We start from the raw sequence: 16,052 nt of genomic DNA on the forward strand, positions 1-16,052 counted from the left end.
TGTTCCGTAATTGGTGGTGAGAGAAGAATGGATTTTCGGGACAGGGTAAAGGAACTGGCAATCCGGTCAAAGCACGCCTCAGAGCATGCGATGACAGAAGAGGCAACAAAGACGTCGGTGGTCATGCCTCTCCTGCAGGCATTAGGGTTCGACGTTTTTTCGCTGACCGAAGTTGTCCCGGAGTTCGTGGCCGACGTCGGCACGAAGAAAGGGGAAAAGGTCGACTACGCCCTCAAGATCAATGGTGAGATCGCCATTCTCGTGGAGGTCAAGCCGATCTCATCCTCCCTCGGAACTGCGCAGTATTCCCAGCTCTATCGGTACTTCTCGGTGACGAATGCACGGCTCGCCATTCTCACCAATGGCCGTGAAATCTGGTTCTTCTCCGACACCGACGACCGCAACCGAATGGACAAGAAGCCGTTCTTCGTGTTCGACCTGCAATCCTTCGACGACGAGCAAGTCGAGCATCTCTCGAGGTTCCAGAAGTCCGGGTTCGATGTCGAACGGGTCTTGGAAGCCGCATCCAGCCTAAAATATGTCAAGGCGGCTGCCGCGTTCCTGACGAAGCAGATCGAAGCGCCCACGGACGATTTCGTGCGCTTCATCGGGCGCCACATCCACGAAGGAATGCTCACGAAAGCGGTGGTTGATCAGCTTAGGCCGGCCATTCAGTCGGCGCTTGACGAGGTGATCAGAGATCGCATTCAGGATCGCCTGAATATTGCATTCACGACCGACAAACGGCCCGCGGCACCGGAGACAGCCGCGGTTGAAGATCAGCAGCAGGCCGAAGGTGGAATCGTCACTACCGACGAGGAGACGCAAGCGTTCTTCATCGTTCGGGCCATCGCGGCAAAGGAGATTCCTATCGAACGCGTCACGATGCGGGACGCCAAGAGTTATTGCAGCGTCTTCATCGACGACAACAATCGCAAGCCGCTCTGTCGCTTCTACTTCAATGCCAAGAAGGCAAAGGCGATCGGGGTGTTCTCACCCGACAAGGAGGAGACGCGTGTGCCGGTCGAGTCCTTGGGCGAAATCTACAAGCTCAGCAAGGAACTCGAGGCGACGGCCGCGCACTACCGCTGAGGGTCACACCATCAATTCCTTCGTCGCCGACAGCCGGATGTCCGGGTAGTCGCGCGCGACGCGGTCGATGTCCCACTGCAGGCGCGTCAGGTAGACCGGGTCGCCGTCGTTGTCGGCGGCCATGTGCTGCTTGTTCGCCTGGCTGAACTTCTCCACCGCCTCCTTGGGCCCGTGGACCCAGCGGGCCGAGGTGAACTGGGACGACTCGAAGCGGACGGGCAGGCCGTATTCCAGCTCGATCCGGCTCGCCAGCACCTCGAACTGCAGCGCGCCGACGACGCCGACGACGAAGCCCGAGCCGATCATCGGCTTGAACACCTTGGCCGCGCCTTCCTCGGCGAACTGCATCAGCGCCTTGTCGAGGTGCTTGGCCTTCATCGGGTCGCCCGCGCGGCAGGTCTGCAGCAACTCGGGCGCGAAGGACGGGATGCCGGTGAAGCGCAGCCCCTCGCCCTCGGTCAGGGCGTCGCCGATGCGCAGCTGCCCGTGGTTCGGGATGCCGATGATGTCGCCGGCCCAGGCCTCCTCGGCCAGCTCCCGGTCGGAGGCAAGAAACAGAACGGGATTGCTGATCGCCATGGGTTTTTTCGAACGGACATGGGTCAGCTTCATACCCCGCTGGAAATGCCCCGAGGCGAGGCGGACGAAGGCCACCCGGTCGCGGTGCTTGGGGTCCATGTTGGCCTGCACCTTGAACACGAAGCCCGCGACGCGGTCCTCCTCGGGGGCGACCTGCCGCGGCTCGGCGGGCTGCACCTGCGGGCCGGGGCCGTATTCGGCGATGCCGTCCATCAGCTCCTTCACCCCGAAGGAGTTGATGGCGGAGCCGAACCAGATCGGCGTCATCGAGCCTTCGAGGAAGGCCGCGCGGTCGAAGGCCGGCAGCAGCTCGCGCGCCATCTCCAGCTCCTCGCGTAGCTGCGCGAGCAGGTCGGCGGGGACGTGCTGGGCCAGTTTCGGGTCGTCGAGGCCCGCGATCTTGATCGATTCCGCCACCCGGTTGCGGTCGGCGCGGTCCATCAGCTCCAGCCGGTCGTGCAGGATGTCGTAGCAGCCCACGAAGTCGCGGCCCATGCCGATGGGCCAGCTGGCCGGCGTCACGTCGATGGCGAGGTTCTGCTGGATTTCGTCAATGATCTCGAAGGTATCGCGGCCTTCGCGGTCCATCTTGTTGCAGAAGGTCAAGATGGGCAGGTCGCGGAGGCGGCAGACCTCGAACAGCTTTCGGGTCTGGCTTTCCACGCCCTTGGCCCCGTCGATCACCATGATCGCGGCATCGACCGCGGTGAGGGTGCGGTAGGTGTCCTCGGAGAAATCCGAGTGGCCGGGCGTGTCGACGAGGTTGAAGCGCCACGCCTTGTAGTCGAAGGACATGGCCGAGGCCGAGACCGAGATGCCCCGGTCCTTCTCCATCTGCATGAAGTCCGACCGGGTGCGCCGCGCCTCGCCCTTGGCGCGGACCTGTCCGGCCATCTGGATTGCGCCGCCGAACAGCAGGAATTTCTCGGTCAGCGTCGTCTTGCCCGCGTCGGGGTGCGAGATGATCGCGAATGTCCGCCGACGGGCGATCTCGGGCGGCAGGGCGGGGCGGTTCTTGGGCGCGGTGTCCAGCATGGGCGCGGATATAGGCGAGGCCGGGGGCCGGGGCAATCGCGGCGTCGGCGGTCGCGCCTCAGCCCTCGTCGCCGCGGCTGGCGCGGGTGAGGCGGGCGGCGGCGTCGACCGCGTCGCCGAGCGCGCCCTCGTCCACCTCGAACTCGGTCGCGCTGCGCTGTTCCTGCAGCGCGGTGTCGAGGCGCAGCGCCTCGGGCAGGCGGGCGCGCACGTCGGAGGTGACCAGCAGGCTTTCGACCGCGATGCCCTCGGCGAAGATGATCTCGTGGCCGTCGAACAGGATCTGGTAGCTGTCGACATGGCCGCCCTCGGCGCGCGTGACGGTGGTTCCGTTCACCAGCAGCTCGGCCTTGACCAGCACCTCGGAGCGCCCGGTGCCGAGCGCGTCGCGGCGCTGCCAGATGAACAGGCGGTGCTGCGGGCTGAGGTAGAGGTCGCGGGCGGTGTTCAGCGTGCCCTCGGCGATGCGGATGGGCGCGGCGGCGCCGATGGCGCGGCGGGTCTGGTGGCCGATCCAGCGGATCGGCTGGGGCCCGTGGTCGCGGGTCAGCAGGAGGTCGCCCACCTTGAGGTCCTCGACCCGGACCTGCGCCCCGCCGGCCAGCGTCAGGTGGGTGCCGGCGAAGAAGCTGACCGAGGCGATGTCGGCGAAGCGCTCCGGCGCGGCGGCGGCCGAGGAGCCGATCAGCTCGTAGTTCGTGCCCGGGCGCAGCGGCGCCAGCGGCAGGAGGTGCAGGGTGGTGCCGTCGGCCGCGGAGCCCCGGCGCAGGACCAGCATCTCGATCATCTCGCCGGCCTCGCCCATGAAGCTGTGGCAGGCCGCGATGGTCAGGGCGTCGCCGGGCCGGCCCACTTCGGAGCCGGTGGCCACCACCTGCCCGCCGTCCGGCCCGTCGCAGATGGCGAGCCGCCGCGCCCGCGCGTCGCGCGCCAGCCGGTAGGTGTCGCCCGGCAGCGCCGCGTCGCCCAGGCCGATCGGGTCGCCCTCGTTCGCGCCGGTCAGCGCGCGCACCGCGCCCACCGGGTAGGTCGCGAAGCGGAAGAGCGGGGCAAGGTCGGTCATGGCGGGTCCGGTCCGGCGCGGGTGCCCCTCTCGGTAGGGCGCGGGGCCGGTCCGGTCAAGGCTGGCGGCGGGCGCGGGGCGCTGCTAGGACGGGCCCGACACGCAAGAACAGGGGAGATACCGTCATGGATCTGGGGATTGCCGGGAAGCGGGCGCTGGTCTGCGCCTCGTCCAAGGGGCTGGGCCGCGGCTGTGCCGAGGCGTTGGCCGAGGCCGGGGTTGACCTGGTTCTGAACGCGCGCGGCGCCGCGGCGCTGGAGGCGACCGCGCAGGACATCCGCGACCGCTACGGCGTCAAGGTGACCGCGGTGGCCGCCGACATCACCGACGCGGCCGAGCGCGCCCGGGTGCTCGAGGCCGCGGGCGACGTCGACATCCTGGTCACCAACGCCGGCGGCCCGCCGCCCGGCCTGTGGTCGGACTGGACGCGCGATGACTTCATCAAGGCGCTGGACGCCAACATGCTGACGCCGATCGCGCTGATGACGGCGCTGATGCCGAAGATGATCGACAAGGGCTGGGGCCGGGTGGTCAACATCACCTCGCAGTCGGTGAAGGCGCCGATCCCGCAGCTGGGCCTGTCGAACGCGGCGCGCACGGGCCTGACCGGCTATGTCGCGGGCACCGCGCGGCAGGTCGCGGCCCACGGGGTGATCGTGAACAACATGCTGCCGGGCATCCACGCCACCGACCGCGCCGATGCGCTGGACGGCAACGTGGCGCGGCAGCAGAACATCTCGGTCGAGGAGGCGAAGGCCCGGCGCGAGCAGACCATCCCGGCCCGGCGCTACGGCACGGCCGAGGAGTTCGGCAAGATGTGCGCGTTCCTGTGCTCGCAGCACGCGGGCTTCATCGTGGCGCAGAACATCCTGGTGGATGGCGGCGGGACGAACGCGACGATCTGACCGCCCGGCGCGGCAGACCCTTGCAAGGGTCTGCCCAAAGCCTTGCAAGGCTTTGGCAACGCCCTTGCAAGGGCGTGGTCAGATCCTTGCAAGGATCTGCCCCGGCTGATACCTGCCACTCCGACTGAATTGATCGGGTATCCCCGGACCATGGCCGACGCCCCCCGCCTCGAGGTCGACCACGTCACCTGTCGCTTCGACGGGCGCGAGGTGGTGCACAACGTGAGCTTCGCGGTGCGCCCGGGCGAGGTGCTGTGCCTGCTGGGCCCCTCGGGCTGCGGCAAGTCCACGACGCTGCGCGTCATCGCCGGGATCGAGCGGCAGGTCGCCGGGGCGATCCGGGCCGACGGCCACACCCTGTCCGACGGGCATGTCCACCTGCCCCCCGAGGACCGGGGGGTGGGCCTCATCTTCCAGGATTTCGCGCTGTTCCCGCACCTGACCGTCGGGCAGAACGTCGCCTTCGGGCTGCGCGGAGGGCGCGCCGACAGCACCCGGCGGGTGGCCGAACTGCTCGAGCGGGTGGACCTCGGGGGCTACGCCGACAAGGCCCCGCACATGCTGTCGGGCGGCGAGCAGCAGCGGGTGGCGCTGGCCCGGGCGCTGGCGCCGCGGCCGCGGATCATGCTGATGGACGAGCCCTTTTCCGGCCTCGACAACCGGCTGCGCGACGGCATCCGCGACGAGACCCTGCAGCTCCTGAAGGAGGAAGGCACCGCCGTCGTCCTCGTCACCCACGAGCCCGAGGAGGCCATGCGCATGGCCGACCAGATCGCGCTGATGCGCGACGGCCGGATCGTGCAGAAGGGCGCGCCCTACAACATCTACAACGCGCCCTGCGACAAGGCCGCGGCCGCCTTCTTCAGCGATGTCAACGTGATCCGCGGCACGGTGCAGGGGGCGCTGGTGGACACCGCCTTCGGCCAGTTCCTCGCGCCGGGCCATGCCGACGGCACCGCGGTCGAGATCGTGTTCCGCCCGCAGCACGTGAAGATCGACTTCGACCGCGGCGGGCGCGGCCCCAACCCCACGCCCCAGGACGGCACGCCGGCCCGCGGCGTCGTCGAGCGCGCGCGCTTCATGGGCCACGAGAGCCTGGTGGAATTCCGCATGGACTTCGACGGCGGCATCCTCAAGGCCACCGTGCCCGCGGTGTTCCTGCCCAAGCCCGGCACGCCGCTGTGGCTGACCGTGCGGCGCGACCGCTGCTTCGTCTTCGCGAAAAAGCGCTGACGCAGGGGCAAAGCTGTGCGTTTTGGGGCTTTGAACTGCGGCCCGGAACGCATACCTATGGGGTCCAGAGACCAGCAGCCAGCCGCGCGCCCGCCCTCGGGCCCTGCGCGGCGTCAGGGAGAGATCCATGCTCAACAATATCGGACCGGCGGGCCTTCTGCTCATTGCCATCGTGGTCCTCGTGCTGTTCGGCCGCGGCAAGATCGCGAGCCTGATGGGCGAGGTCGGCAAGGGCATCACCGCCTTCAAGCGCGGCGTGAAGGACCAGGCCGAGGAAATCGAGAACGCCTCGACCACCGCGCCCGACGACGGCAGCCGCGCCCGCGACGTCACCCCCCGCGCCGAGCGCGACAACGCCTGACCGGCGCCGCAGCCCCCCTCGCGTGCCGCCCGGGGGGCCTTCGCCTTGAACCGGGTCGGCCCGTGACCAGGGCTTTGAACAGGGACTGCCATGCCTGATATCGGCTGGATGGAGCTCCTCGTGATCGGCATCGTGGCGCTGATCGTCGTGGGGCCGAAGGATCTTCCGATGATGTTCCGGAAGCTCGGCCAGTTCACCGGCCGGATCCGGGCCATGGCCAAGGATTTCCAGCGCGCCATGGACGAGGCCGCCGACGAGAGCGGCATGTCCGACCTGAACCGCGACCTGCGCAAGGCGACCAACTTCGCCAAGAACCCAAGGAAGGCCGGGATGGACGCGCTCAAGGACACCCTTGGCGACGACTTCGACATCGATCCCACGAAATACGAGGAAGGCACCGAGACCCGGCGCATCGCCGAGGAAAAGGCCGCCGCCCGCCGCCAGTTGCGCGAGGAGATGGACGCCCGGCGCCAGGCCAAGATCGACCAGACCATCGCCGACAAGCAGGCCGCCGCCAGCGCCGCCGCCAAGGCCCCGCTTGAGGCGCCCGCGCCCGACGTGGTGCCCGGGCCGGCGCCCGAGGCCACGCCCGAACCTGCGCCCGCGCCGGCGCCAGCCCGCACCGGAACCGCGCAGAAATGAGTGCAGAAGACCCGATCGAGGACAGCTCCGCCCCGCTGATCGAGCACCTGGCGGAACTGCGCACCCGGCTGATCCGGTCGGTCCTCGCTTTCGTCGTTGGCATGATCGCCATGTTCACGGTGGCCGAGCCGATGCTGGAGTTCATATCCCAGCCGCTGGCCGAGGTGCTGCGCGCCCGCGGCGAGGACGCGCGCCTGATCTTCACCGCCCCGCAGGAGAAGTTCTTCGTGCTGGTGCGGATCTCGATCATCATGGGCTTCGCCGTGTCCTTCCCGGTGATCGCCCACCAGCTCTGGCGCTTCGTCGCCCCGGGCCTCTACAAGTCCGAGAAGAGCGCGATCCTGCCGTTCCTCGTGGCCTCGCCGGTCCTGTTCATGGTCGGGGCGTCCTTTGCGCATTTCGTGGTCACGCCGCTGGCGATGACCTTCTTCATCGGCTTCTCCGACGCGATCCCGGCGCTGGCCAACCTGATCGCGGGCGACGGCACCTTCCAGGCGCCCGCCGGCCCCGAGAGCGGCATCCAGACCGTGTTCCTCGGGTCCGTCCGCGAAAGCCTCGACCTCGCGCTCAAGTTCATCTTCGCCTTCGGGCTGTGCTTCCAGCTGCCCGTCCTTCTGACGCTGCTCGGCAAGGCGGGGCTGGTCACGGCCGAGGGCCTGGCGAACGTGCGCAAATGGGCCGTCGTGGGCATCCTGACGCTGGCCGCCATCGTGACGCCGCCCGACGTGATCACCCAGCTGATCCTGTTCACGGTGGTCTACGGCCTCTACGAGATCTCGATCTGGCTGGTGCGGATCGTCGAGCGCAAGCGCATCCGCCGGCTCCGGGCCGAGGGCATCCTCGACGAGGGCGAAGAGCTCTGACCGCATGACCGAGGCCCTCCTGACCCGCATCGCCGAGGCGCTGGAACGGCTGCGCCCGCCCCCCGCCGCGGCGCCCGACTGGCACGCGGCCGAGGCCTTCGTCTGGCACGCCGACCCCGACCGGCTGGACCCGGTCGCGCAGGTGAACCGGGTCGACCTGACGCTCCTGCACGGCATCGACCGGGCGCGCGACACGCTGCAGGCCAACACCGCGCAGTTCGCCCGCGGCCTGCCCGCCAACAACGCGCTTCTCTGGGGCGCGCGGGGGATGGGGAAATCCTCGCTGGTCAAGGCGGTCCATGCCGCCTGCCTGTCCGACGCGCCCGACCTGAAGCTCGTCGAGGTGCAGCGCGAGGACCTCGGCTCCATCGGCCGGCTGCTCACGCTCCTGCGCGCGGCGCCGGTGCGGGTGATCCTGTTCTGCGACGACCTGTCCTTTTCCCACGACGACCACCACTACAAGTCGCTCAAGGCGGTGCTGGACGGCGGCGTCGAGGGGCGGCCGGCCAACGTGCTGTTCTACGCCACGTCCAACCGGCGCCACCTGATGCCGCGGGACATGATCGAGAACGAGCGGTCGAGCGCCATCAACCCCTCCGAGGCGGTCGAGGAGAAGGTGTCGCTCAGCGACCGCTTCGGCCTCTGGCTCGGCTTCCACCCCTGCAGCCAGGACGAATACCTGACCATGATCCGCGGCTACTGCGCGGCCTACGGGCTGCAGGTCGCCGACAGCGCGCTGGTCGCCGAGGCGATCGAGTGGCAGGCGACGCGCGGGTCGCGGTCGGGCCGGGTGGCGTGGCAGTTCTTCTGCGATCTCGCCGGGCGCCACGGCGTCGCGGTCTGAGCGCCGCGGTTACTCGGCCGCGCGGCGCGCCACGCGGCTGAGCAGGTCGTCGGTCTCCGGTTCGGACTCAGACACGGCGGGGCGGACCTCGCCCCGGGGCGCCGGATGGCGCGGGCGGATGCCGCCGCCCTCGGCCAGCCGGGCCTGCGCGGCCTCCATCACCCTCAGCGCGCGGCGGTCCATCATCCGGTGCCAGACCGGCGGGATCGTCGCCAGCACCGCCATCACCGGCAGCGACCAGGGCAGGGTGGGCACGTCGGCCTGCGGGTCCAGCCGGTCATAGGGCCGGTCGGGGTGCAGGTGGTGTTCGGAATGGGCGGGGGCGTTCATCATCAGGTAGCTGGAAAAGCCCCGCGGCGCGTTCCAGCTGTGGTGCGGGCCCACGGGTTCGCGCCGGCCGTTGGGCAACTCCAGCCGCTGCAGGCCGTAGTGCTGGATGTAGTCCGACATCAGCACCTGCGCACCGAACAGCGCCGCCAGCCCGATCCAGGCCAGCCCGCCGCCCAGCCCGCCCAGCGCGAAGGCCGCGACCAGGGCGAGGGCCGCGCCGCCGACCCAGGCGACATAGGGGTTCCGTAGGCTCTGCGCCGGCAGGCCGCGCCGCTCCAGCCGGTCGGCCTCGGATTGCAGCCCGGCCTCGAAGGACCCGCGCCAGGCGCGCGGCAGGTAGGTCCAGAAATCCTCGCCCGGCAGGGGGGTGTTGGGGTCTTCCTCGGTGCCGACGTGGCGGTGGTGCACCAGCCGGTGCGCCGAGACGTGGTGGCCGAACCCGACGGAGGTGTAGACCGCCGCCCCGAGGCCCCGCAGGAGGGGGGGCTTGCGGTGGATCAGCTCGTGCGCGTTGGGGTGGCTGACCTGCCCGAAGAAGGAGGCGGCGGCGAAGAACAGCGCCAGCGTCTCGCCGAAGCCGAAGCGCGGGTCGCCGAGCGCCGCCAGCACCAGCGCCAGCAGCCCCAGATGGACCACCCCGAGCCCCGCGGCCAGCCGGTCCGACCAGGGTGCGTGGTCGTGGTCGTCGAGTCGGGGCGGCGCCAGCAGCCGGTCCATGCCCGCGGCGATGAGCGTCAGCCACAGGAGCGCGAGCACGGACGCGAACCCCCAGACCGTCGCGCCGAGCGCGATCAGGAGGGCCGGAACGAGGGTGACGAGCGCGTAACGGGCGATCACGGGCATGGCGGCATCGGGGGCGTCTGACTGTCCTTTCACCATATCTGGCACGGGTTCTGGGCGAAACCATGACCTTTCTTTCCCATCCGCCCCGTATTAGGTCAGGGAAAGCCTCAAGAAACCGTGAAAGGCCACGCGCCCATGTCCTTTTTCAAGAAACTGAAGGACCGGATGCTCAAATCCTCCTCCAAGATCGACGCGGGCCTGGACGCGATCATCGAGGAGGGGGCGGAGGCCGCGGTCGAGGCGCCCGAGCCGGCGCCGCAGGTCGAGGCGCCGCCGGCGCCCGCGCCCAAGGTTGAAGCCCCCGCCGCACCCACGTCAGGGCCCGCGCCCGCCGCGAAACCGGGCCTTCTCGGGCGGATCATGGGCCGCACGGCCGAGCCGCGCCGGGCGCTCGACGACGAGATGCTGGAGAGCCTCGAGGAGCTGCTGATCGCCGCCGACATGGGCGTCGAGACCGCCCTGCGCGTCACCGCGAATATGGCCGAGGGGCGCTATGGCCGCATGATGTCTGCCAGTGATATCAAGGATTTGCTCGCTACCGAGATCGCCCGCGTGATGGAGCCGGTCGCCCGCCCGCTGCCGATCTACCGCAAGACGCCGCAGGTGGTGCTGGTCGTCGGCGTGAACGGGTCGGGCAAGACCACGACGATCGGCAAGCTGGCGAGCCAGTTCAAGGCGGCGGGCAAATCCGTGGTGATCGCCGCCGGCGACACCTTCCGCGCCGCGGCGGTGGAGCAGCTGCAGGTCTGGGGGCAACGCGCCGGCGTGCCCGTCCTGACCGCGCCCGAGGGGTCGGACCCCGCGGCGCTGGCCTTCGACGCCATGGGCCGGGCCGAGGCCGAGGGCGCGGACCTGTTGCTGATCGACACCGCAGGGCGGCTGCAGAACCGCGCCGACCTGATGGAGGAACTGGCCAAGATCGTCCGCGTCATCCGCAAGAAGGACCCCGACGCGCCGCACAACACGCTCCTGGTGCTCGACGCCACCACGGGGCAGAACGCCCTGAACCAGGTCGAGATCTTCCAGAAGATGGCGGATGTGACCGGCCTGGTGATGACCAAGCTCGACGGGACCGCCAAGGGCGGGGTGCTGGTGGCGCTGGCCGACCGTTTCGGCCTGCCGATCCATGCCATCGGGGTGGGTGAGCAGATTGATGATCTGCAACCTTTCGACCCGCAGGACTTCGCCAATGCCCTTGTCGGTGTTGAGAATTCCTGACATCCATCCACAGCCCCTGTGAGCAGAATGCCCGCTGACGCCCCATGAGCGCCTGGATCACCTCGATCGAGGGCACCGCCGCCGCCGGAACGGTCGCCACGATGCTGGCGCTGCTGGCCGCGCTGCTCCACGCGGTGTTCGGCGCGCTGCAGAAGGGCCGCCACGACCCGCTGCTGGCCCGCGGCGCCATCGACGCAAGCTACGCCGCGATGGCCGCCCCCTTCGCCTTCTTCGTGGTGCCCTGGCCCGAGCCGCACATGTGGCCGATCTTCGCCGGCGCCTTCGTCATCCACGTGCTCTACAAATGGGCGACGCTGGCGAGCTACCGCCGCGGGGCCTATACCGTCGTCTACCCGGTGATGCGGGGCACCGGGCCGCTGTTCGCGATCATCGGAGCCTGGCTGATCTTCGGCGAGACCTTCGCGCCGCTGCAATGGCTGGGCGTCGCGGTGCTGCTGGCGGGGCTCTACGGGCTTGCGGCCTACAACATGATCCACGTCACGGTGGCCCGCGACACGCTGGTGCCGGCGCTGGGCTTCGCCGTGCTGACGGGCCTCTTCGTCGCGCTCTATACCACCTACGACGCCTATGGCATCCGGGCGACGGCCGACCCCTTCACCTTCCTCGCCTGGTTCTTCCTGATCGACGGGCTCCTGTTCCCGGTGCTCGCCTGGCGCTTCTACAGGCGCCTGCCCGAGAAACCGCCGGCCGGGCCGCTGGCGCTCCGCGGCCTCTTCGGAGGCCTTGTCGCCTTTGCCAGCTTCGGCTCGATCATGCTCGCCACCCGCCTCGACCAGGTCGGCGAGGCCGCGGTGCTGCGCGAGACCTCCACCGTATTCGCCGCGCTGATCGGCTGGCTGTTCCTCGGCGAACGGGTCGGGCCGCGGCGGCTGGCCCTGATGGGGTTGATCGCGGCGGGCGCGGTGATAGTTGAGGCGGGCGGATGAAAGGAGCCCCGATGCGACAGGAGAAAGCCGTCAACCCCTGGCTCCGGCAGGGCCTGGAACTCGGGCCGCCGATCCTGTTCTTCCTGGCCTACATGCGGTTCCAGGACGTGACCTGGACGATCGGCGGGCGCGACTACGACGGCTTCATCCTGGTGACGGCGGGCTTCGTGCCGCTCCTGCTCCTGTCCATGGGGATCCTGTGGAAGCTGACGGGCCGGATCTCCCGCATCCAGGTCTTCACGGCGGTCATGGTGGTCGTGTTCGGCGGGCTGACCGTGTGGCTGAACGACGAGCGCTTCTTCAAGATGAAGACGACGCTGGTCTACGGGTTCTTCGCGGTGACGCTGGGCATCGGGCTCCTGCGCGGGCAGGGCTGGCTCAAGGTGCTGATGGGGGAGATGCTGCCGATGTCGGACCGCGGCTGGCTGATCCTGTCGCGGCGCATCGCGGCCACCTTCGCGCTGATGGCGGTGGCGAACGAGGCGGTCTGGCGGACGCAATCGACGGAATTCTGGGTGACCTTCGAGACTTTCGGCCTGCCCGCCTTCCTGTTCGTGGCCTTCATGGCCCAGTCCCGGCTGATCGAGCGCGAAAGCCTCAGCGCGGACGACGGGGAGCGGAAGGGCTAGGCTTCTTGCGGAACGGCCGCTTGGGCTTCGCCACCGCGTGCCCCTCCACCGCCGCCTCCAGCCCCAGCTGGTCGCGCAGGACCCGCGGCTTGACCTCCTCGACCTCGCCGGGCTTCAGCTCGTTCAGGCGGAAGGGGCCGTAGGAAATGCGGATCAGGCGGTTCACGTCGAGCCCGATCTCGGCCATCGCGCGGCGGATCTCGCGGTTCTTGCCCTCGCGCAGGCCCACGGTCAGCCAGGCGTTGGCGCCCTGCTGGCGGTCGAGGCGCACCTCCATCCCCTGGAAGCGCTCGCCCTCCACCTCGATCCCCTTGCGCAGCGGCTCGAGGTCAGCGTCGGTCGGCGTGCCCTTGACCCGCACCCGGTACTTCCGCAGCCAGCCGGTGGCGGGCAGTTCCAGCTTGCGCTTCAGCCCGCCGTCGTTGGTGAGCAGCAGCAGCCCCTCGGACGTCAGGTCGAGCCGCCCCACGCTCATCACCCGCGGCATCCCCTCGGGCAGCTTGTCGAAGACCGTCTCGCGGCCCTTCTCGTCCTTGGCGCTGGTCACGAGGCCCGCGGGCTTGTGGTAGAGCCAGAGCCGCGGGCGCTCGGCCTCGGGCAGCGGCTGGCCGTCCACGGTGATCCGGTCGTGGTCGGTGACGTTGAGGGCGGGGCTGGCGATCAGCTTGCCGTTCACGGCGACGCGGCCGGCCTCGATCATGCGCTCGGCCTCCCGGCGCGAGGCGACCCCGGCGCGGCTCAGGCGTTTGGCGATGCGTTCAGGCTCGGACATGGACCCCTCCTAGCGGTTTGACAGCGCCGGCGAAAGGCGGGATCAGGGGCGCATGACCGGTTTCCTCTCCTTCATGGACGCCGCGCTGGAGGAGGCGCGGGCCGCCGCCGCCGCGGGCGAGGTGCCCGTGGGCGCGGTGGTGGTGAAAGACGGGGCGATCGTCGCCCGCGGGCGCAACCGGATGCGGGAACGCACCGACCCCACCGCCCATGCCGAGATGCTGGCGATCCGCGCGGCCTGCGCGGCGCTGGGGTCGGAACGGCTGACGGGCTGCGACCTCTGGGTGACGCTGGAGCCCTGCCCGGCCTGCGCGGGCGCCATCGCGGCGGCGCGGCTGTCGCGGCTCTACTACGGGGCGAGCGATCCGAAATCGGGGGGCGTGGCGCAGGGGCCGCGGGTCTTCGACCATCCGCAGGCGCATTGGGCGCCCGAGGTCTATGGCGGGATCGGCGAGACCGAGGCGGCGGCGCTCCTGAAGGACTTCTTCGCGTCGCGGCGGTAAAGGGGTTGCGCCGGCTTCGCCGTCGCCGGGGCGCGCGCCGCTGGCGCGGCGCGGGCTCCTGATCGCATGTTGCAAAGGGAAGAAAGCGAGAGGGGGGCCAGCCCCCCGGCGCCTTTGGCGCCTCCCCCCGGAGGTATTTGGAAAGCAAAGATGAGGGGAGGTGCCGCCCTGGTCATCTTTGCTTTTCAAATACTCCCGCCCGCCGCCCGACAGGCGGCTTTGCCGCCGAAAGGGGAGGCTCCCGCACACGCAACCCGCGCGCGGGTGCACAAGGGGCGGCGGCGGCACAGGCGATTTGCGCGGAGGGCCTGTAAGCCGGATTCTGTCCAAGGGGGTCGCCCCCCTCTGGATGGCCATTCCTCTGGACGCGGGGTTGCCCCCGCGCCTCAAGCTGCCAACCCGGATGCCTGGGGGCGAAGCCGGCCCCCGGGGTCGCCCCCGCGGCATCCCTATTCGGCATTGCTCCCGGTGGGGCTTGCCGTGCCGCTCCGGTTGCCCGTCGCGCGGTGGGCTCTTACCCCACCGTTTCACCTTTTCCCCTGCGGACAAGGGTAGTTTCATTTCTGTGGCGCTGTCCGTCGGATCGCTCCGCCCGGGCGTTACCCGGCACCGTGGCTTCAGGGAGTCCGGACTTTCCTCGAGCGGTCGCCCGCCCGCGGCCATCCGGCCCTCCGCGCCCCTGTCAGCTACGCGCCCCGGCGCCCCGGTTCAAGCCCCGAAGCGCGCCGCCATCTCGGCGAGCAGGGCGCAATCGCGCCCGTCGAGCGGCCCCCGCGCGCCGGCGCGGAAGCGCAGGCGCACGGCCTGGAGGAGCAGGTCGTCATCCACATCGGGAAAGCCGAAGGCGCGGGCGTCGGCGCGGAACCGCTCCGGGTCGACCGGGGCCGTCCCCGCACCCCTAGGCCAGACGGCGAGGCCGGATCGCCCCAGCCGCCGCCAGTCGAAGCGGGGGCCGGGGTCGATCTTGCGCCCGGGCGCCATGCAGGAATGGCCGATCACCCCCTCGGGCGGGATTGACCAGCGCGACAGGATTCCGGGCAGGAGCGCCTCCAGCGCGTCCATCAGCGGCGCGGCGAAGGGCGAAAGCCCGTCATTGTCAAGCTCGATCCCGATCGACCGCGAGTTCACGTCGCCGCGCCCGCGCCATTCCCCCGCACCCGCGTGCCAGGCGCGCATCGCCTCGTCGACCAGCGCCACCACGCGCCCGTCCCGGCGGATGAGGTAATGCGCCGAGACCTCGCGCTCGGGCGAACACAGCACCCGGAGCGCCGCGTCGCAGTCGGCCATCGCCGTGTAATGCAGCACCACGAGCTCGGGGACGAGCCCGTCGCGGCGGGGCCCGAAATTGGGCGACAGGCTCAATTCCGGGCGGCCGCCGCGGCGGCGCGGTAGACCGCGGGGTTCCAGGCGCAGGCGTAGCCGTCGCCGTCGGGGTCGAGACCCTGCCGGTCGCGCCCCGGCCCGCCGTTCTGCAGGAACCATTCCTGCGCGAGGTCGGCCGAGCGGAAGGCGATGCAGGCGCGCTGGTGGCGTGTCTCCGAGACCGGGCGGCGGCTGTAGCGCGCCTCGCCGACCGGGTGGGTGGTGGCCAGCGCGTAGTCGATGATGTTGGGGCCGAGGCCCTCGGGGCGGTCGGGCACGGCGGTCGGCTGGATCACCACGCGCTCGGCCTGCATCCGGGCCAGGCGCTCGGCGTCGCTTTCGATGGTTTCGCGGCCCGAGACGGCGGCGAAATCCTGTTCGTCCGAGATGCCGGGGTTGGCCACGGCCGCGGCAGGCAGGGGGGCGCTGGCAAGCGTCACCGGGACGGGCGCGGCGGCGGGGGCAGGGGCCGCGCGCGGCGCGGCCTCGGCCGCGGCGATGGCGGCGGCGGCGCGGGCGGCGATCGGGTCGGGGGTCGTCGGGGCGGGTGCGGTGGCCACCGTGACCGGGGCGGGGGCCGGGGCCACAGGGGGCAGGGTGGCGGCCAGCGGCGCCGAGGGCGGCACCACGGCGGCGGCGACGGGCGGCGGGGCCTCGCCGCGGAGCTGCGCGCGGCGCGCCTGCCAGGCGGCGTAGTCCTGGAACCCGACGCCCTCGGCCACGTCGTTGGGGGGCGCGCCCCCGCCGCAGGCGGCGAGCGTCGCAACGGCAACGAGGAGCGCGGCTGCGCCCGAACGGATCCTGATCATGTGCCTGCCTCGAAAGCTTATCG

General features: G+C 70.3%; 17 protein-coding genes and 1 other RNA gene. 11 read left to right on the top strand and 7 right to left on the bottom strand.

Features of this window, described 5'->3' with window-relative positions:
* Window positions 1-27 precede the first annotated feature (27 nt).
* On the top strand, window positions 28-1,092 hold the full coding sequence (locus HCU73_RS07150) for a type I restriction endonuclease (RefSeq protein ID WP_168622742.1): 1,065 nt from the start codon (window positions 28-30) through the stop codon (window positions 1,090-1,092).
* Between the two features lie 3 nt (window positions 1,093-1,095).
* Here HCU73_RS07150 and HCU73_RS07155 read toward each other — a convergent pair whose 3' ends face one another.
* Both HCU73_RS07155 and HCU73_RS07160 read right to left on the bottom strand, forming a co-directional pair.
* Entirely contained in the window at window positions 1,096-2,706 is a 1,611-nt protein-coding gene (locus tag HCU73_RS07155; protein ID WP_168622743.1) for a peptide chain release factor 3, read from the bottom strand.
* Window positions 2,707-2,764: 58 nt separating this feature from the next.
* Complete coding sequence (locus HCU73_RS07160; RefSeq protein ID WP_168622744.1) at window positions 2,765-3,769, bottom strand: Hint domain-containing protein; 1,005 nt, start codon at window positions 3,767-3,769, stop codon at window positions 2,765-2,767.
* A 125-nt stretch (window positions 3,770-3,894) separates the two neighbouring features.
* Here HCU73_RS07160 and HCU73_RS07165 point away from each other — a divergent pair, with 125 nt between their 5' ends.
* The 6 genes from HCU73_RS07165 to HCU73_RS07190 all read left to right on the top strand — a co-directional run bounded on the left by HCU73_RS07165 (window position 3,895) and on the right by HCU73_RS07190 (window position 8,617).
* Window positions 3,895-4,674, top strand: coding sequence for an SDR family oxidoreductase (locus HCU73_RS07165; protein WP_168622745.1), 780 nt, complete (start codon window positions 3,895-3,897; stop codon window positions 4,672-4,674).
* Between the two features lie 150 nt (window positions 4,675-4,824).
* Entirely contained in the window at window positions 4,825-5,907 is a 1,083-nt protein-coding gene (locus HCU73_RS07170) for an ABC transporter ATP-binding protein (protein WP_168622746.1), read from the top strand.
* Between the two features lie 127 nt (window positions 5,908-6,034).
* Window positions 6,035-6,268 (top strand): twin-arginine translocase TatA/TatE family subunit, encoded by a 234-nt coding sequence (locus HCU73_RS07175; protein ID WP_168622747.1) that lies wholly within the window; start codon window positions 6,035-6,037, stop codon window positions 6,266-6,268.
* 90 nt (window positions 6,269-6,358) lie between these two features.
* Window positions 6,359-6,910: a Sec-independent protein translocase protein TatB gene (gene tatB, locus HCU73_RS18615; protein WP_210730528.1), complete on the top strand. Its 552-nt coding sequence runs from the start codon at window positions 6,359-6,361 to the stop codon at window positions 6,908-6,910.
* Window positions 6,907-7,773: a twin-arginine translocase subunit TatC gene (tatC, locus tag HCU73_RS07185; protein WP_168622748.1), complete on the top strand. Its 867-nt coding sequence runs from the start codon at window positions 6,907-6,909 to the stop codon at window positions 7,771-7,773. Before tatB ends, tatC begins: the two co-directional genes overlap by 4 nt.
* Window positions 7,774-7,777: 4 nt before the next feature.
* A complete protein-coding gene (locus HCU73_RS07190) occupies window positions 7,778-8,617 on the top strand; it encodes an ATP-binding protein (RefSeq protein ID WP_168622749.1) in 840 nt (279 codons plus the stop codon).
* Between the two features lie 9 nt (window positions 8,618-8,626).
* On the opposite strand, the gene HCU73_RS07195 is transcribed toward HCU73_RS07190, so the two are convergent.
* Entirely contained in the window at window positions 8,627-9,790 is a 1,164-nt protein-coding gene (locus HCU73_RS07195) for an alkane 1-monooxygenase (RefSeq protein ID WP_168622750.1), read from the bottom strand.
* Between the two features lie 135 nt (window positions 9,791-9,925).
* Between HCU73_RS07195 and ftsY the strand changes: the two genes are divergently transcribed.
* The 3 genes from ftsY to HCU73_RS07210 are packed head-to-tail and all read left to right on the top strand — an operon-like array spanning window position 9,926 to window position 12,584.
* A complete protein-coding gene (gene ftsY / locus HCU73_RS07200; protein ID WP_168622751.1) occupies window positions 9,926-11,008 on the top strand; it encodes a signal recognition particle-docking protein FtsY in 1,083 nt (360 codons plus the stop codon).
* A 44-nt stretch (window positions 11,009-11,052) separates the two neighbouring features.
* On the top strand, window positions 11,053-11,955 hold the full coding sequence (locus HCU73_RS07205) for an EamA family transporter (RefSeq protein WP_168622752.1): 903 nt from the start codon (window positions 11,053-11,055) through the stop codon (window positions 11,953-11,955).
* Between the two features lie 11 nt (window positions 11,956-11,966).
* Window positions 11,967-12,584, top strand: coding sequence for an inner membrane-spanning protein YciB (locus tag HCU73_RS07210; protein WP_168622753.1), 618 nt, complete (start codon window positions 11,967-11,969; stop codon window positions 12,582-12,584).
* On the opposite strand, the gene HCU73_RS07215 is transcribed toward HCU73_RS07210, so the two are convergent.
* A complete protein-coding gene (locus tag HCU73_RS07215) occupies window positions 12,553-13,356 on the bottom strand; it encodes a pseudouridine synthase (RefSeq protein ID WP_168622754.1) in 804 nt (267 codons plus the stop codon). The genes HCU73_RS07210 and HCU73_RS07215 overlap by 32 nt on opposite strands.
* A gap of 52 nt (window positions 13,357-13,408) precedes the next feature.
* On the opposite strand from HCU73_RS07215, the gene HCU73_RS07220 reads away from it, so the two are divergent.
* Window positions 13,409-13,858, top strand: coding sequence for a nucleoside deaminase (locus HCU73_RS07220; protein WP_239025475.1), 450 nt, complete (start codon window positions 13,409-13,411; stop codon window positions 13,856-13,858).
* A 295-nt stretch (window positions 13,859-14,153) separates the two neighbouring features.
* On the opposite strand, the gene rnpB is transcribed toward HCU73_RS07220, so the two are convergent.
* From rnpB to HCU73_RS07235, 3 genes are all read right to left on the bottom strand, one after another.
* Window positions 14,154-14,533, bottom strand: an RNA gene (gene rnpB, locus HCU73_RS07225) — RNase P RNA component class A.
* A 33-nt stretch (window positions 14,534-14,566) separates the two neighbouring features.
* Window positions 14,567-15,220, bottom strand: a complete 654-nt coding sequence (locus HCU73_RS07230) for an N-acetylmuramoyl-L-alanine amidase (protein ID WP_168622755.1) — start codon at window positions 15,218-15,220, stop codon at window positions 14,567-14,569.
* A complete protein-coding gene (locus tag HCU73_RS07235; RefSeq protein WP_168622756.1) occupies window positions 15,217-16,029 on the bottom strand; it encodes a hypothetical protein in 813 nt (270 codons plus the stop codon). The genes HCU73_RS07230 and HCU73_RS07235 overlap by 4 nt, the downstream gene beginning before the upstream one ends.
* Window positions 16,030-16,052: the final 23 nt, after the last annotated feature.

This window comes from Roseicyclus persicicus (assembly GCF_012395815.1).
GTDB classification, from domain to species: domain Bacteria; phylum Pseudomonadota; class Alphaproteobacteria; order Rhodobacterales; family Rhodobacteraceae; genus Roseicyclus; species Roseicyclus persicicus.